We start from the raw sequence: 17365 nt of genomic DNA, 5'->3' as shown, positions 1-17365 counted from the left end.
TTTATTATGAGAATATTAAAAATATTTATTTTCCTGTTATGCATTTATCAAGTAGCGCATTCCCAAAATGCAAAACTTAAAAAAGCTAATAAACTATTCGCAAATCATTCTTATGTACAAGCAGCAGAGCTTTATGAAGAATTAAAAATTACAGAAGATAGTTTACTAATAAATTTAGGTGACGCATACTACTATAATTCTATTATGGATAAAGCAGTAGCAAACTATTCAAAAGTCATCTCATCTCAACCTTTAAATTCAAATGATATTTACTTTAAATATGCACACGCACTATACGCAACAAATGCTCTTGGCAATGCAGATTCGATAATGTCCATTTTAACTAAAAAAAAAATTCATACACCCTCATTCATTAGTAAAGTCAATTTAGCAAACCCTTTTATCAATGAATTAAAAAAAATTAGCGTAGGCTCAACATCTGGTGATTTCGGTATTACTTATTTTGGAGAAAAACTTGCATTTTCATCCTTAAGAAATACAAATAATCAGAACTATAGCTGGAACGACAAACCCTATTTAGATCTTTATTCAGCAACTTTTTCTGATACTGGAGCTTTAGAAAATGTTATCCCTTTTAATGAAGATGTTAATTCGAAAACTCATGAAAGCAATGCTATTATTACAAATGACGGAAAAACTTTGTATTTCTCTAGAACAAGCCTAAAACGAGTAAAAATTGGAAACAATAAAATAGCCACCGTCAGACTATTTAAAGCAGAGTCAATTGATGATGAATGGACAAACATTCAAGAGCTACCCTTTTCAAGTGAATTATATTCTGTACAGCACCCAAGTCTAAATAAAGATAATACAAAACTTTATTTCTCAAGTGATATATCTGGTGGAAAAGGCTCTTTTGACATATACTATGTCGACATTAACGATCATGAATATGGTAAGCCAGTAAATTTAGGAGAATCAATTAATACACCTCATTTAGAACAGTTTCCTTTTATTTCAAATAAAGGTAGCTTGTATTTCGCTTCAAACGGATTACAAGGATTGGGTGGACTAGATATATTTATGTGTGAATACCATGATGAAAAATGGAGTACACCATTAAATCTTGGAAACACAATTAATAGCAATTTAGATGACTTTGCATATATAGTAGATTCAGAAAAAAATACTGGTTTTTTATCTTCCAACAGAGAAGGAGAAGATCACCTGTATTATTTAAAAAGAGTAAAAAACAACAGAAAAATAATCGTTGAAGGCTCGGTAAGAGATAAAAATTCGAAAGAACTTCTTCCTGAAACCATGGTTACACTACTTGGTGAAAACAATAAAGTTATCGATTCGTTTAAAGTAGGTAAAGATGGAAAGTATTTATTTAAGGTTAGTCCATTTGGCTTATTTAAAATAGAAGGTCACAGACCATTTTATATTCCAAACTCAATTAGTTTTGAAACGGATGATTCTGGAAGAATAGAATTAAATATTGAATTAGAAATTGAGTCTTACGATGACGCAGAAGAAATTGTAGTAGAAAAGGAAGACGGTTACATCTATATTGAATTAGAAAATATTTATTTCGATCTTGATAAATGGGACATCAAACCAGATGGTGGCAGAACACTAGACGTTCTTGTAAATTTAATGAAAAAATATCCTCGTATGGAAGTACAGCTTAGTGCACATACAGACAACAGAAGTTCTTTCGACTATAATATGATCTTATCAGATAATAGAGCAAAATCTGCAATGGGCTATCTACTTTCTAAAGGAATAGAGAAGAAGAGATTATCATCAATTGGTTATGGTGAAAGTCAGTTGTTAGTCGATTGTGGAAAAAACTGTAGTGAAGAAGAACATTCCATTAATAGACGTTGTGAATTTATTATTATCAAGTAGCTATTACTATCAACTATTTTTAGGGCATTGCACAACCTTATAACATCAACTTTTTTAATACATAATAAAATCACTTCGATATTTCTTTAGACTAGATTACGCTACTTAAAACGTGATCTAATTCTAAATACCAAATCCATTGTTTACAGGAATAACGCTATTGTCGCTATCCTAAACTCAATGCATTAGCCTACAAGTGGTACTCCATAACTTTCAAGAATACTTAGAAACTCAGTGAATATCGTACTTAATTGAAGACGTAGAAAAAAGATCATCTAATAGCGAATATAAAAAATAGGCTTATTAGCAAAACTAACAAACCTCTTTTTATAATACTTCTTAAAGACTAAACTTTATGCTTGTCCGGTTGGTCCAAAGTTTAATGGAATTGGAGCTTGCTCATAATCCTTAATTTCTCCATGTGCTTTTTCAAATCTTTGTACGTTTTCGCCTAAAGCTTTTAATAATCGCTTAGCATGTTGAGGCGTTAATATTATTCTTGATTTGACTTTGCTTTTAGGAGTTCCGGGCATAATACTTACAAAATCCACAACAAACTCAGAAACCGAGTGGTTAATTATTGCAAGGTTAGAATATATACCTTCCGCTACTTTTTCATCAAGTTCAATATTAATTTGGCCTTGTTTAGTTTTATTATCTTTATTATCTGCCATAATGTGTAATTTTTATGTTTTTTAAAATGAATTTCAATCTTTCTCTAAAATTAAAAAGTCCTGCTGTAATAGCAGGACTTTTTTGATATTATATTAAAACTATCGTTTCAATTTAAGAGATTCCTGCCTGCGCAGAAATAAAACTACTAATTGTAGTTAACCTCTTGTTTTGCTTGCATCATTTGGTCGAATTCTTCTTTCGATCCTACTATAATCTTCTCATAAGAACGCATTCCTGTACCTGCTGGAATTCTATGTCCTACAATTACATTTTCCTTAAGACCTTCTAAAGAATCAATTTTACCTGCTACAGCAGCTTCGTTAAGTACTTTCGTTGTTTCCTGGAACGATGCCGCAGAAATAAACGATTTAGTTTGTAACGATGCTCTCGTAATACCTTGAAGTATTGGAGTCGCTGTTGCTGGTTTAACATCTCTAGCTTCAACCAATGCTTTATCTTCACGACGTAATAAAGAATTCTCATCTCTTAGTTCAAAAGCAGTAATTAACTGACCTTCTTTTAAGTTTGTAGAATCTCCTGCATTTTCTACTACTTTTTTACCAAAAATAGCGTCATTTTCTTCGATAAAGTCAGCTTTATGTGCTAATTGATCTTCTAAGAAGATAGTATCTCCAGAGTCAATAATTCTCACTTTACGCATCATTTGTCTTACAACAACCTCGAAATGCTTATCATTAATTTTTACACCTTGTAAACGGTATACTTCTTGAACTTCGTTCACTAAGTATTGTTGTACAGCTGCAGGTCCTTTTATGTTTAAGATATCGTTTGGCGTTATAGAACCATCAGATAAGGGCATACCAGCTTTTACAAAATCGTTTTCTTGTACAAGAATCTGACTCGATAACTTCACTAAGTATTTCTTAATATCTCCCAATTTAGATTCTATAATAATCTCACGATTACCTCTCTTAATTTTCCCGAAAGACACAACACCATCAATTGCACTTACTACTGCTGGATTAGATGGGTTACGCGCTTCGAATAATTCTGTTACTCTTGGTAAACCACCTGTAATATCACCTGCTTTAGAAGATTTACGAGGAATTTTAACTAAGACTTTACCAATCTTAACTTTCTCTCCATCGTCAATCATAATGTGCGCACCTACTGGTAAGTTGTAAGAACGAATAGCTTCGCCTTTAGCATCTTCAACAATAAGTGTTGGTATAATCTTCTTATTTCTAGATTCCGAAATCACTTTTTCTTGGAAACCTGTTTGTTCATCAATTTCAACTTGATACGTAACACCTTGCTCGATATTTTCATATCGCACTTTTCCTGCAAATTCAGAAATAATTACACCGTTATATGGATCCCATTGACAAATAACATCTCCAATTTTTAGTTTATCTCCATCCTTAACGAATATAGTAGAACCATAAGGGATATTATTTGTACTTAATGTAATACCAGTTTTCTTGTCAATTATTTTCAACTCTGAAGTACGAGAAATAACAATATTTATTTCTTCACCTTCATTGTCTGTACCTTTAACAGTTTTCAGTTCTTCAATCTCTGCAACACCATCAAATTTAGCTGCGAAATTATTTTCTTCTGAAATGTTTCCTGCAATACCTCCTACGTGGAATGTACGAAGTGTTAACTGTGTCCCCGGTTCTCCAATAGATTGAGCTGCTACAACACCAACAGCTTCACCACGTTGAACCATTTTATTAGTTGCTAAGTTTCTTCCGTAACATTTAGCACAAATACCTTTTTTAGCTTCACAACTTAAGGGTGAACGTACTTCAACTACGTCAAGAGGAGAAGCTTGTATTGCCGCAGCAATATCATCTTCAATTAATTCTCCTGCTTCAACTATTAACTCTTCTGTTAATGGATTGTAAACATCATTAAGTGCAATACGTCCTAAAACACGTGCTCCTAATTTCTCTACAACTTCATCATTTTTCTTAAGAGCAGAAACTTCTACACCTCTTAATGTACCACAGTCTACACTGTTTACAATTACATCCTGAGAAACATCAACCAAACGACGTGTTAAGTAACCTGCATCGGCAGTTTTAAGTGCTGTATCGGCAAGACCTTTACGTGCACCGTGAGTAGAAATAAAGTATTCTAAAATTGAAAGTCCTTCCTTAAAGTTCGAAAGAATTGGATTTTCAATAATCGATCCACCTCCTGCAGTAGATTTCTTAGGCTTAGCCATTAATCCACGCATTCCGGTTAACTGACGAATTTGTTCTTTAGATCCACGAGCTCCAGAATCAAGCATCATATATACTGAATTAAATCCTTGTTGGTCTTCACGAATACGTTTCATTGACAATTCTGTCAATTCTGCATTTGTAGAAGTCCATATATCAATAACTTGGTTATAACGTTCGTTGTTTGTTATAAGTCCCATGTTATAGTTTGCCTTAATACCATCTACTTTAGCATTTGCAGCATCAATCATAGACTGCTTTTCTGGTGGGATAATAATATCTCCTAAACTAAATGATAATCCGCCTTTAAAAGCAAATAAATATCCTAAAGTTTTAATTTCATCTAAGAAAGCAGACGTTTCAGGTACACTTGTTAATTTTAATATTTCACCAATAATATCTCTTAAAGACTTCTTAGTTAATACTTCATTAACATAACCAGCTGCAGCTGGTACTTTTTCATTAAAAAGTACACGACCTGTAGTGGTTTCTATAATTTGTGGCACTAATTCTCCTGCTGCGTTAAAGTCAATTGTACGTACTTTAATTTGTGCATTTAAATCGACTTGCTTCTCATTGTATGCAATGTTTACTTCTTCAGCTGAGTAGAATGTTAAACCTTCACCTTTTACAGCAACTTCTTCAGTTGATGTACGTAATTTAGTCATATAATACAGACCAAGTACCATATCCTGAGATGGTACAGTAACAGGAGCTCCATTTGCTGGGTTTAAGATATTATGAGAAGCCAACATTAATAATTGACATTCTAAAATCGCTTCTGGTCCTAGTGGTAGATGCACTGCCATTTGATCACCATCAAAATCGGCATTAAATGCAGCACACGCTAAAGGATGTAATTGTATTGCTTTACCTTCAATAAGCTTTGGCTGGAATGCCTGTATACCCAATCGGTGAAGCGTAGGCGCACGGTTAAGTAATACTGGATGTCCTTTAAGAACGTTTTCCAAGATATCCCAAACCACTGGCTCTTTCTTGTCTATAATTTTCTTAGCTGACTTTACAGTTTTTACAATTCCTCTTTCGATTAATTTACGAATGATGAATGGCTTATAAAGCTCTGCAGCCATATTTTTAGGAAGACCACATTCAAATAACTTTAATTCTGGTCCAACAACAATTACCGAACGTGCAGAATAATCGACACGCTTACCTAATAAGTTTTGACGGAAACGTCCTTGCTTACCTTTAAGTGAATCTGATAAAGATTTTAATGGTCTATTAGAATCTGTTTTTACAGCAGATGACTTACGTGTGTTATCTAATAATGAATCTACAGATTCTTGTAACATACGTTTCTCGTTACGTAAGATTACTTCTGGAGCTTTAATTTCCACAAGTCTCTTAAGACGGTTGTTACGTATAATTACACGACGGTATAGATCATTTAAATCTGAAGTTGCAAAACGTCCACCATCTAAAGGCACTAAAGGTCTTAATTCTGGTGGGATAATTGGCACTACTTTCAAAATCATCCATTCTGGACGATTCTCTCTATTTAAATTAGACTCACGCAAAGCTTCTACAACTTGAAGACGTTTTAAAGCTTCCGTTTTACGCTGTTTAGACGTTTCTGTATTTGCTTTATGACGTAATTCAAAAGATAGAGCATCTAAATCTATACGTGCTAATAAATCGATAAGACAATCAGCTCCCATTTTAGCTATAAACTTATTTGGGTCTGAATCTTCTAAATAATTATTATCTTGAGGAAGTACTTCTAAAATATTAAGGTACTCTTCTTCGGTCAAGAAGTCCATTTTTTGAATTGGCTCTCCTTCTTCATTTTTAGCATTACCTGGTTGTATTACTACATAACGTTCGTAGTAAATAATCATATCTAATTTCTTAGATGGTAAACCTAATAAATATCCTATTTTGTTTGGTAACGAACGGAAATACCAAATGTGAGCTACAGGTACAACAAGGTTGATGTGTCCTACGCGATCACGACGTACTTTCTTTTCTGTTACTTCTACACCACAACGATCACAAACAATACCTTTGTAGCGAATTCTTTTATATTTACCACAAGCACATTCGTAGTCTTTTACAGGACCAAAAATACGCTCACAGAATAAACCATCTCTTTCTGGTTTATGTGTACGATAATTAATAGTTTCTGGCTTTAATACTTCACCTCTAGACTCTGCTAAAATAGACTCTGGTGATGCTAAACCAATTGAGATTTTGTTGAATCTCTTTACTGTATTCTTATCTTGCTTTCTTGCCATTTTTCTAGTATTGAGTACTCAATATTCAGTCGACAGCGCTTACTGCTGACTGAATATTGATTACTAGTTTTTTTATTCCTCTAATCTAATGTCTAATCCTAATCCTTTCAATTCGTGCATAAGTACGTTGAAAGATTCTGGTAATCCTGGATCTGGCATTGGTTCACCTTTTACGATTGCCTCGTAAGTTTTGGCTCTACCAACTACATCATCAGATTTCACTGTTAAGATTTCTCTTAATGTCGCAGATGCTCCGTAAGCCTCAAGTGCCCAAACTTCCATTTCACCAAAACGCTGTCCACCAAATTGTGCTTTACCACCTAATGGTTGTTGTGTAATTAATGAGTATGGTCCTATTGAACGTGCGTGCATCTTATCATCTACCATATGCCCTAATTTAAGCATGTAGATTACACCAACTGTTGCTGGCTGATCGAAACGTTCTCCAGTTCCACCATCGTATAAATAAGTATGACCATATCTTGGAATTCCAGCTTCGTCTGTTAATTCGTTAATTTGATCAATAGTTGCTCCATCAAAAATTGGTGTTGCATAAGTACGACCTAGATCTTGTCCAGCCCAACCTAATACGGTCTCGTAAATCTGTCCAATGTTCATACGCGATGGTACACCTAATGGATTTAATACGATATCTACAGGAGTTCCATCTTCTAAGAAAGGCATATCTTCTTGACGTACAATACGTGCTACAATACCTTTGTTACCATGACGTCCTGCCATTTTATCACCAACTTTAAGTTTACGTTTCTTAGCGATATAAACTTTAGCTAATTTAATAATACCTGCTGGTAATTCATCTCCTACAGAAATAGTAAACTTCTCACGACGTAAAGAACCTTGTAAGTCGTTTTCTTTAATCTTGTAGTTGTGAATTAAATCTGCAACTAACTTATTAGTATTATCATCTGTTGTCCAAGTACCAGACGTTAAGTGCGTATACTCATCTACAGAATTTAACATTTTTAAAGTGAATTTTTTACCTTTTGGTAAAACTTCCTCCCCTAAATCGTTAAAGATACCTTGTGATGTTTTTCCATTTACAATAGTGAAAAGCTTTTCTACTAATGTAGCTTGTAAATCATCAAACTTATTATTATAAAGTCCTTCAAGTTTTGTAATATCTTCTTTATCCTGAGCTCTTTTACGTTTATCTTTAATCGCACGAGCGAATAACTTTTTATTAATTACTACACCATGTAATGATGGAGATGCTTTTAAAGACGCATCTTTTACATCACCTGCCTTGTCACCAAAGATAGCACGTAATAATTTTTCTTCAGGTGTAGGATCACTTTCTCCTTTTGGAGTAATTTTTCCAATAAGAATATCACCTGGTTTAACTTCCGCACCAATACGAATCATTCCATGCTCATCAAGATCTTTTGTAGCCTCTTCTGAAACGTTAGGAATATCGTTAGTTAATTCTTCGTTACCTAATTTAGTATCTCTTACATCTAAAGAATATTCATCTATATGAATAGAAGTGAATATATCTTCGCGAACCACTTTTTCTGAAATTACAATTGCATCCTCAAAGTTATACCCTTTCCAAGGCATAAAGGCTACTTTCATATTTCTTCCTAAAGCTAATTCTCCCTTTTGGGTCGCATAACCTTCAGATAGTACCTGACCTTTCTTTACTTCATCACCTTTCTTAACGATTGGTTTTAAGTTAATAGAAGTTCCTTGGTTTGTTTTTCTGAATTTAACTAAAGGATAAGATTTTGTATCACTCTCAAAACTCACTTTAGCCTCGTCATCACTACGCTTATATTTAATTATAATCTCGTTAGCATCAACATATTCTACAACACCTTCTCCAGCTGCATTAATTAATACACGCGAATCTGATGCTACTTGTCTTTCTAATCCTGTTCCAACAATTGGTGCTTGCGGACGTAATAATGGTACGGCCTGACGCATCATGTTAGATCCCATTAATGCACGGTTGGCATCATCATGTTCTAAGAAAGGAATTAATGAAGCCGAAATAGATGAAATCTGGTTTGGTGCAACATCCGTATAATGAATATCTTTTGGATCCATTACTGGGAAATCACCTTCCATACGTGCAATTACTTTGTCATGCAGAATTTTTCCATTCTCATCAACTTTTACAGTTGCTTGAGCAATTAGTTTCTCTTCTTCTTCTTCAGCACTTAAATAAATAGGCGTTCCTTTAATATCTACTACACCATCTGTTACTTTTCTATATGGTGTTTCAATGAATCCCATAGAATTCACTTTCGCATATACAGATAAAGATGAAATTAGTCCAATGTTTGGACCTTCAGGTGTTTCAATAGGACATAAACGTCCGTAGTGAGTATAGTGAACATCACGTACTTCGAAACCTGCTCTTTCTCTTGATAAACCACCTGGTCCTAATGCTGAAAGACGACGCTTGTGCGTAATCTCGGCAAGAGGATTCGTTTGATCCATAAATTGTGATAACTGGTTTGTACCAAAGAAAGAATTAATAACAGACGATAATGTCTTAGCATTAATTAAATCTATAGGCGTAAACACTTCGTTATCACGAACGTTCATACGTTCACGAATAGTACGAGCCATACGTGCCAAACCAACACCAAATTGAGACGATAACTGCTCACCTACTGTACGTACACGACGGTTCGATAAGTGATCGATATCATCAATCTCTGCTTTAGAGTTTATTAACTCAATTAAGTATTTTATAATAGTAATGATATCTTCTTTGGTAAGCACTTGCTTATCCATACCGATATCTAACTGTAATTTCTTATTCATTCTATAACGTCCTACTTCTCCTAAAGAGTAACGTTGATCACTAAAGAATAATTTATCTATAATACCACGTGCTGTCTCCTCATCTGGCGGCTCAGCATTACGTAGTTGTCTATAGATATGTTCTACTGCTTCTTTCTCCGAGTTTGTTGGATCTTTTTGAAGCGTGTTATGTATAATTGCGTAATCTCCTTGTTGTGCACTTTCTTTATGTAAAAGAATAGTTTTTACACCAACTTCTAGGATTTCCTCAATATTGTCTTTGTCTAATTCTGTATCACGATCAAGTACAATTTCGTTACGCTCGATAGATACAACCTCACCTGTATCTTCATCAACGAAATCTTCATGCCATGTATTTAATACACGAGCAGCAAGTTTACGACCTAATATTTTCTTTAGTCCAGATTTTGATACTTTAACCTCTTCGGCTAAGTCAAAAATCTCTAAAATGTCTTTATCTCTTTCGAAACCAATGGCTCTAAATAGAGTAGTAACAGGTAATTTTTTCTTTCTATCGATATACGCATACATCACTTGATTGATATCTGTAGCGAACTCAATCCAAGATCCTTTAAAAGGAATAACTCTTGCTGAATATAATTTTGTTCCGTTTGCGTGGAATGATTGACCAAAGAATACACCTGGAGATCTATGTAATTGAGATACTACAACACGTTCTGCACCATTGATACAAAAAGTACCTGATGGTGTCATGTAAGGTATTGTTCCTAAATACACATCTTGAACAATGGTCTCGAAATCCTCATGTTCAGGGTCTGTACAGTACAGTTTTAACCTTGCTTTTAATGGAACGCTATATGTAAGTCCTCTTTCTATACACTCTTCAATAGCATATCTTGGTGGATCGACAAAGTAATCTAGGAATTCTAAAACGAATTGATTACGAGTATCTGTGATTGGAAAGTTCTCCATGAAGGTATTATACAATCCTTCATTACCTCTTTCTTCAGATTTTGTTTCAAGTTGGAAAAAATCCTGGAAGGATTTTATTTGGATATCCATGAAATCTGGATATTCAGTTCTATTAATAATAGACGAGAAATTTAATCTTTCAGCTTGTGTTACTAACATCAATGGACGAAATTTTGATTAAAAAAAAATACTTGTTTATAGGTATTACCTATATACGACAAATGGTCTAGGCCTAAGAGCACATGCTCCAGACCTAAACCTTTGTTAATTTTGGTTGTTAAGATTACTTAACCTCAACCTCTGCTCCTGCTTCCTCTAATTGAGTTTTAAGAGCATCTGCTTCATCTTTAGAAACACCTTCTTTGATTGCACTTGGTGCATCATCAACTAATCCTTTAGCTTCTTTTAATCCTAAACCAGTTAATTCCTTAACTAATTTTACAACAGCTAACTTAGCGCCACCTGCTGCTTTTAAGATTACATCAAATTCAGTTTGAGCTTCAGCTTCGTCTCCTCCACCTGCAGCCGGTCCTGCCATTGCTACTGCAGCAGCAGCAGGCTCGATACCATATTCATCTTTTAAGATAGTTGCTAACTCATTTACTTCTTTAACAGTAAGGTTAACTAACTGTTCTGCGAAATCTTTTAAATCTGCCATTTTGTAATAATGTTTTTAATTTTTAATATTTAAGTGTAAAGTGCGTACTTTTTAAATTATCCCTCTTTTTGAGATAATGTTTTAAGAATCCCTGAGAGCTTTCCTCCACTTGATTTAAGTGCAGAAATAACATTCTTAGCAGGAGATTGTAATAATCCAATAATATCTCCTATTAATTCTTCTTTAGATTTGATATCAACTAACATATCTAGTTGATCATCTCCTATGTATACCGTTTCTTCAATAAAAGCTCCTTTTAATAGAGGCTTTTCAGATTTCTTACGGAAAGCTTTAATAACTTTCGCTGGAGCATTTCCAGTTTCAGAATACATTACTGATGTATTACCTTTAAGCGTTGTTGGTAAGTCTCCAAACTCTCTGTCTGAAGCCTCCATTGCTTTTTCAAGTAATGTGTTTTTTACAACTGCTAATTTTACGTTTGCTTTAAAACAAGCACGACGTAAATCTGAAGTAGTACCTGCATTTAAGCCTGATATATCAGCTAAATAGATATTAGCATTATCGGCTAATTGTGCAGTTAATTCTTCAATAACTTGTGATTTTTCTTCTCTTGTCATAATAAAAGTTATTTAACTACTAACCGATTTTTGTATCAATTGCAATACTAGGACTCATTGTAGATGACATAAAAATGCTCTTTACATAGATTCCTTTTGAAGCAGTTGGTTTCAGTTTCATTAATGTTGTTAATAATTCGTTTGCGTTACCTTCAATTTTATCAGCACTAAAAGATGCTTTACCAATTGCAGCATGAACGATACCAGTTTTATCAACTTTAAAGTCAATTTTACCAGCTTTTACTTCTGTAACAGCTTTTGCAACATCCATAGTTACTGTACCTGTCTTTGGGTTAGGCATCAAACCACGAGGACCTAATACACGTCCTAAAGGACCTAATTTACCCATAACACTTGGCATAGTAATGATAACGTCAACGTCTGTCCAACCACCTTTAATTTTGTCAAGGTACTCATCTAAACCAACGAAATCTGCACCAGCTTCTTTAGCTTCTGCTTCTTTGTCTGGAGTTACTAATGCTAATACTTTTACGTCCTTACCTGTACCATGAGGAAGAGATACAACACCTCTCACCATTTGGTTTGCTTTTCTAGGATCTACTCCTAAACGCACAGCTAAATCGATTGAAGCATCGAACTTAGTATTTGAAATTTCTTTTATTAAAGCTGAAGCTTCTTGTACAGAATAAACTTTATCCTTATCAATTTTAGCTACTGCCTCTTTACGTTTCTTTGTTAATTTTGCCATTTTAAAATCTTTTTAGGTTAATTAGGTGCTTCACCACCTTTAACAGTTATACCCATAGATCTTGCAGTTCCTGCGATCATTTTCATTGCTGCTCCAATTTCAAAGGCATTTAAATCTACCATTTTATCTTCTGCAATTGCTTTTACCTGATCCCAAGTTACCTTAGCTACTTTACGCACATGAGGTTCACCTGATCCTTTTTTCACTTTGGCCGCTTCTAATAATTGTACTGCAGCTGGAGGAGTTTTGATTACAAAGTCAAATGATTTGTCTTTGTAAACAGAAATCACAACTGGTAAAACTTTACCAGCTTTATCTTGGGTTCTAGCATTAAACTGCTTACAGAATTCCATGATATTAACACCAGCAGCACCTAAAGCGGGTCCAACCGGTGGCGACGGATTCGCTGCACCTCCCCTTACTTGTAATTTGACTACTTTGCCTAATTCTTTTGCCATTTTAAATAATTTAGTTTCGTATTAAATCTTTTTTGAAGCCGATTTAACACTTTCTTTATTGTAACAATTATTAAATTTTTTCTACTTGCATGTAACTTAACTCCAATGGTGTTTTTCTTCCAAAAATCTTAACCATTACTTCAAGCTTACGTTTTTCTTCATTAATGTTTTCGATAGTACCATCAAAGCCATTAAAAGGGCCATCTATAACTTTTACAGTTTCTCCTTTAGTAAATGGAATAGCAACACTAGCATCCATATCTACAGCTAGCTCATCTACCTTACCTAACATTCTATTAACCTCAGACTGTCTTAATGGTAAAGGGTCTCCTCCCTTTGTAGCGCCTAAGAAACCTATTACATTAGTTATTGATCTAATAATGTGAGGCACCTCTCCTGTAAGGTTAGCCTTGATCATTATATAACCTCTAAAATAAACTTTCTCCTTGTTTACTTTCTTACCGTTTCTTATTTGTACTACGTTTTCTGTAGGGACCAATACTTGCTCAACATAATCTTCTAAGCCTAAACGAGTAATTTCGTTCTCGATATAACTTTTAATCTTATTTTCTTGACCACTTACCGCTCTAACTACGTACCACTTTTTTTCTCCTACTTCAGCCATAAACTTTATATTAACTAATTAATTTAAAGTATTCACTAATAACTCTACTGAAAACAGTATCAACTCCCCAAATTGCTATAGAGAATATGATTGAAAACACAGCAACTAATATTGTTAACCTTTGCACTTCGGGCCAAGGTGTCCAAGTCACGTTGTTTTTCAATTCACCAAATGATTCTTTTATATAATTTACTATTCCAGCCATTTTAATGTTTATTTAACGAAAGATGTATTACAACATTTCTCTAATTCATTTTAGAAAGAAAGGCTCTTCAAGAACCTAAATCACTATAAGCACGGGTTGAGAGACTCGAACTCCCGACACCTGGTTTTGGAGACCAGTGCTCTACCAACTGAGCTAAACCCGTAAATATAAGTCAAGGTGCCACGCAAAACGGGACACCTTAACTCTATATTGATAAGACTAAAATTTAGTCTAAAATCTCAGTTACCTGACCTGCTCCAACTGTTCTACCTCCTTCACGGATAGCAAAACGAAGACCGATACTCAAAGCAATTGCTTGAATTAACTCAACGTGAATTGTTAAGTTATCTCCAGGCATAACCATCTCTACTCCTGATGGCAATGCAATGTTACCAGTTACATCAGTTGTACGAACGTAAAACTGTGGACGGTAGTTATTATGAAATGGAGTGTGACGTCCACCTTCTTCTTTTTTAAGGATATAAACCTCAGCTTTAAATTTAGCATGTGGTGTTACAGAACCTGGCTTACAGATTACCATACCTCTAGAGATTTGAGATTTCTCAATACCTCTTAATAAAATACCAGCATTATCACCAGCTTCACCTCTATCTAATATTTGACGGAACATTTCAATTCCAGTCACAGTAGAAGTTAATTTTTCAGCACCCATACCAATAATCTCTACAGGATCTCCAGTGTTAGCGATACCAGTTTCAATTCTACCAGTAGCAACAGTTCCACGACCTGTAATAGAGAATACATCCTCAATAGGCATTAAGAATGGCTTATCAACCTCTCTTAACGGCTCTTCAATCCAAGCATCAACAGCTTCCATTAATTCTAAAACAGAATCAACCCATTTTTTCTCACCGTTCAATGCTCCTAAAGCAGATCCAGCAATTACAGGTCCATTATCTCCATCATATTCGTAGAACGAAAGTAATTCTCTTACTTCCATATCTACCAATTCAATTAATTCTTCATCATCAACCATATCCACTTTATTCATGAATACAACCATACGAGGAATACCAACTTGACGTCCTAAAAGGATGTGCTCACGTGTTTGTGGCATTGGACCATCTGTTGCAGCTACTACTAATATAGCGCCATCCATTTGTGCAGCACCTGTAACCATGTTCTTTACATAATCGGCGTGACCTGGACAATCTACGTGCGCATAGTGACGATTTGCTGTTGCATATTCTACGTGTGAAGTATTAATTGTAATACCTCTTTCTTTTTCTTCTGGTGCGTTATCAATTTGATCAAAAGATAGTGCGTCTGAGAAACCTGCATCAGCTAATACTTTAGTAATAGCAGCAGTTAAAGTTGTTTTACCGTGATCTACGTGTCCAATTGTACCAATGTTTAAGTGTGGTTTTGAACGATCGAAAGTTGCCTTTGCCATGTTTTAAATAATTTTAATCTTAGTTATATAATAATAATATTTGTATTCTACTTTTTGTACTTAATCAATTGAGCCAATGACGGGAATTGAACCCGTGACCTCTTCCTTACCAAGGAAACGCTCTACCCCTGAGCTACACCGGCTTAAATATTAGAGCGAGAGACCAGGTTCGAACTGGCGACATTCAGCTTGGAAGGCTGACGCTCTACCAACTGAGCTACTCTCGCAATTATTTAATAATTCTTAAATTTAAAATTCGTTTATTAAATGAACACCTTTTCATTTGGTACAGATTACTTTGCTTTGCTCAGTGATCCTGTTTTGGGTGTACAAACCTTACTGTAAAAATTAAATATTAACAAAGCGAGCTTTCTTAATATTTGTATTTCAAAATAAGTGGGGAGAGCAGGATTCGAACCTGCGAAGACGTAGTCAGCAGATTTACAGTCTGCCCTCGTTGGCCGCTTGAGTATCTCCCCAATTTTAAATTTTTCAATATTTTAAAGAACTTATAAAAAAGCTTTGCAACTCCTTTATTTTAGAGCCGATGGAGGGACTCGAACCCACGACCTGCTGATTACAAATCAGCTGCTCTAGCCAGCTGAGCTACATCGGCTTTTATTACATTTTTTACGTATAAAAAAAGTCCGCTATTTCTAACGGACTGCAAATGTAGATATTTATTTAGTTATTCAAAAACATTTTTTACAAATATTTTTATAAATGTGCTCTTAATTTGGGTTTTCGCTTTTTTAATTGCCTTTCTAACGATGCAATTGCGATATCTGCATCTTTTTTATAAGATTTAGATTGCTTTTTTCAACAACACGATATTCTGAAGCAGTAACGCGAGCATCGATTATTTTATTTTCTTTACCTCTAGACCTTTTAATTCATAAAAACACATCAGATTTTATCACTTTATCATAAATAGTTAGGTGTTTCACTAATTTATTCTTGAAAGCACTTTACTATTTATTGATTTACATTGAACTTTACTGCATGAACACTAACTTTCATAACCATGGTAATTACCACACTCAAAACAAATGGGTTTTAAGTATTGGTTATACCATAACTGTTATTTTTTGCTTCTTGGATGTGCCTTTGAATACACTTTTTTAAGTTCAGCTATACTATTATGAGTATAGACTTGTGTTGCAGCTAAACTGGAATGCCCTAAAAGTTCTTTAACAGCGTTTAAATCGGCACCTTGATTTAATAGGTGCGTTGCAAATGAGTGTCTTAATATATGTGGACTCTTTTTTACCTTATTAGACGCTAAACTAAAATACTCTTTTATAATGCGGTAAACAAGAGTTTCATAAATTCTAACTCCTTTCTTTGTTAAAAAAAGAGCTTGATTATCTTCAATTACACCTAATTCTTTTCGTTCTTTTAAATACCTATTTATTGTCTTTAGTACTGAATTCAATAAAGGCAGATAGCGTTCTTTATTTCGCTTTCCCAAAACTTTTAATGTTTTATTACTAAAGTCGACATCTGATAGTTTTAAATTTACTAGCTCTATTCTTCTAATTCCTGAAGTGTAAAACAATTCGATAATTAGCTTATTTCTAATGCCTTCGTAATCATCTTCGTGTTTTAATTCATCTATAGCGATAGCAACTTCAGCTTCAGAAAATGGTACTTGTATATTTTTGCTTGTTTTTAAGGCCCTGTGTCTTAACAGTGGGTTAATTTCTATATCTCCTATTTTTAGTAAGAATTTATAATAAGAATTTAATGCTGAAACTTTACGATTAATACTTCGGTTTGAAATTTTAGACTCTACCAACTGCACAATCCAACTTCTTATTTGAGTGTAGTTTATTTTGTTTAATTGTGAATCGCCGAATTCTTCAATTAAAAAAGATTGAAAAGAATTGATATCGTTTATATACGCCTTTACAGTAAGCTGAGAATAGTTTCTTTCCAACTGGAGGTAATCTGTAAAGGCTTTAATGGACATAGAACTAAATTTAACACCAAGAT

The 17365-nt window shown here is 34.2% G+C and carries 12 protein-coding genes and 5 tRNA genes; 1 reads left to right on the top strand and 16 read right to left on the bottom strand.

The window, feature by feature from the left end; all coding sequences use genetic code 11:
• Positions 1 to 6 precede the first annotated feature (6 nt).
• Positions 7 to 1875, top strand: coding sequence for an OmpA family protein (locus RH82_RS08950; protein WP_034060032.1), 1869 nt, complete (start codon positions 7 to 9; stop codon positions 1873 to 1875).
• A gap of 353 nt (positions 1876 to 2228) precedes the next feature.
• On the opposite strand, the gene RH82_RS08945 is transcribed toward RH82_RS08950, so the two are convergent.
• The 16 genes from RH82_RS08945 to RH82_RS08870 all read right to left on the bottom strand — a co-directional run bounded on the left by RH82_RS08945 (position 2229) and on the right by RH82_RS08870 (position 17342).
• A complete protein-coding gene (locus RH82_RS08945) occupies positions 2229 to 2549 on the bottom strand; it encodes a DUF3467 domain-containing protein (RefSeq protein WP_034059990.1) in 321 nt (106 codons plus the stop codon).
• Positions 2550 to 2695: 146 nt separating this feature from the next.
• The gene (gene rpoC / locus RH82_RS08940; RefSeq protein ID WP_034059987.1) at positions 2696 to 6997 is read right to left on the bottom strand and encodes a DNA-directed RNA polymerase subunit beta'; all 4302 of its coding nucleotides are present in this window, start codon (positions 6995 to 6997) and stop codon (positions 2696 to 2698) included.
• Positions 6998 to 7069: 72 nt separating this feature from the next.
• Positions 7070 to 10882 carry a DNA-directed RNA polymerase subunit beta gene (rpoB, locus tag RH82_RS08935; protein ID WP_034059985.1) on the bottom strand — a complete coding sequence of 1271 codons (3813 nt, stop codon included), beginning with the start codon at positions 10880 to 10882 and terminating at the stop codon, positions 7070 to 7072.
• 124 nt (positions 10883 to 11006) lie between these two features.
• Positions 11007 to 11381, bottom strand: a complete 375-nt coding sequence (rplL, locus tag RH82_RS08930; RefSeq protein WP_034059984.1) for a 50S ribosomal protein L7/L12 — start codon at positions 11379 to 11381, stop codon at positions 11007 to 11009.
• Positions 11382 to 11437: 56 nt separating this feature from the next.
• A complete protein-coding gene (gene rplJ / locus RH82_RS08925) occupies positions 11438 to 11959 on the bottom strand; it encodes a 50S ribosomal protein L10 (protein WP_034059982.1) in 522 nt (173 codons plus the stop codon).
• Positions 11960 to 11978: 19 nt separating this feature from the next.
• The gene (gene rplA, locus RH82_RS08920) at positions 11979 to 12668 is read right to left on the bottom strand and encodes a 50S ribosomal protein L1 (protein WP_034059981.1); all 690 of its coding nucleotides are present in this window, start codon (positions 12666 to 12668) and stop codon (positions 11979 to 11981) included.
• A 17-nt stretch (positions 12669 to 12685) separates the two neighbouring features.
• A complete protein-coding gene (gene rplK, locus RH82_RS08915) occupies positions 12686 to 13126 on the bottom strand; it encodes a 50S ribosomal protein L11 (RefSeq protein WP_034059980.1) in 441 nt (146 codons plus the stop codon).
• A 70-nt stretch (positions 13127 to 13196) separates the two neighbouring features.
• The gene (nusG, locus tag RH82_RS08910; protein WP_034059978.1) at positions 13197 to 13751 is read right to left on the bottom strand and encodes a transcription termination/antitermination protein NusG; all 555 of its coding nucleotides are present in this window, start codon (positions 13749 to 13751) and stop codon (positions 13197 to 13199) included.
• A gap of 10 nt (positions 13752 to 13761) precedes the next feature.
• A complete protein-coding gene (gene secE / locus RH82_RS08905; protein ID WP_034059976.1) occupies positions 13762 to 13956 on the bottom strand; it encodes a preprotein translocase subunit SecE in 195 nt (64 codons plus the stop codon).
• 90 nt (positions 13957 to 14046) lie between these two features.
• Positions 14047 to 14119 (bottom strand) — tRNA-Trp (locus RH82_RS08900).
• A gap of 63 nt (positions 14120 to 14182) precedes the next feature.
• Positions 14183 to 15370: an elongation factor Tu gene (tuf, locus tag RH82_RS08895; RefSeq protein WP_034059974.1), complete on the bottom strand. Its 1188-nt coding sequence runs from the start codon at positions 15368 to 15370 to the stop codon at positions 14183 to 14185.
• Between the two features lie 71 nt (positions 15371 to 15441).
• Positions 15442 to 15513, bottom strand: a tRNA-Thr gene (locus RH82_RS08890).
• An 11-nt stretch (positions 15514 to 15524) separates the two neighbouring features.
• Positions 15525 to 15597 (bottom strand) — tRNA-Gly (locus RH82_RS08885).
• A 170-nt stretch (positions 15598 to 15767) separates the two neighbouring features.
• Positions 15768 to 15849: transfer RNA gene (locus tag RH82_RS08880), tRNA-Tyr, on the bottom strand.
• Positions 15850 to 15912: 63 nt separating this feature from the next.
• Positions 15913 to 15986 (bottom strand) — tRNA-Thr (locus RH82_RS08875).
• Positions 15987 to 16451: 465 nt separating this feature from the next.
• Positions 16452 to 17342 carry a tyrosine-type recombinase/integrase gene (locus RH82_RS08870; protein ID WP_034059971.1) on the bottom strand — a complete coding sequence of 297 codons (891 nt, stop codon included), beginning with the start codon at positions 17340 to 17342 and terminating at the stop codon, positions 16452 to 16454.
• Positions 17343 to 17365 lie beyond the last annotated feature (23 nt).

Source organism: Lacinutrix jangbogonensis (genome assembly GCF_000797445.1).
In the GTDB taxonomy this organism is placed as follows: Bacteria; Bacteroidota; Bacteroidia; order Flavobacteriales; family Flavobacteriaceae; genus Lacinutrix; species Lacinutrix jangbogonensis.
The sequence above is the reverse complement of the archived record's forward strand: the minus strand, read 5'-3'. Positions and strand labels throughout refer to the sequence as shown.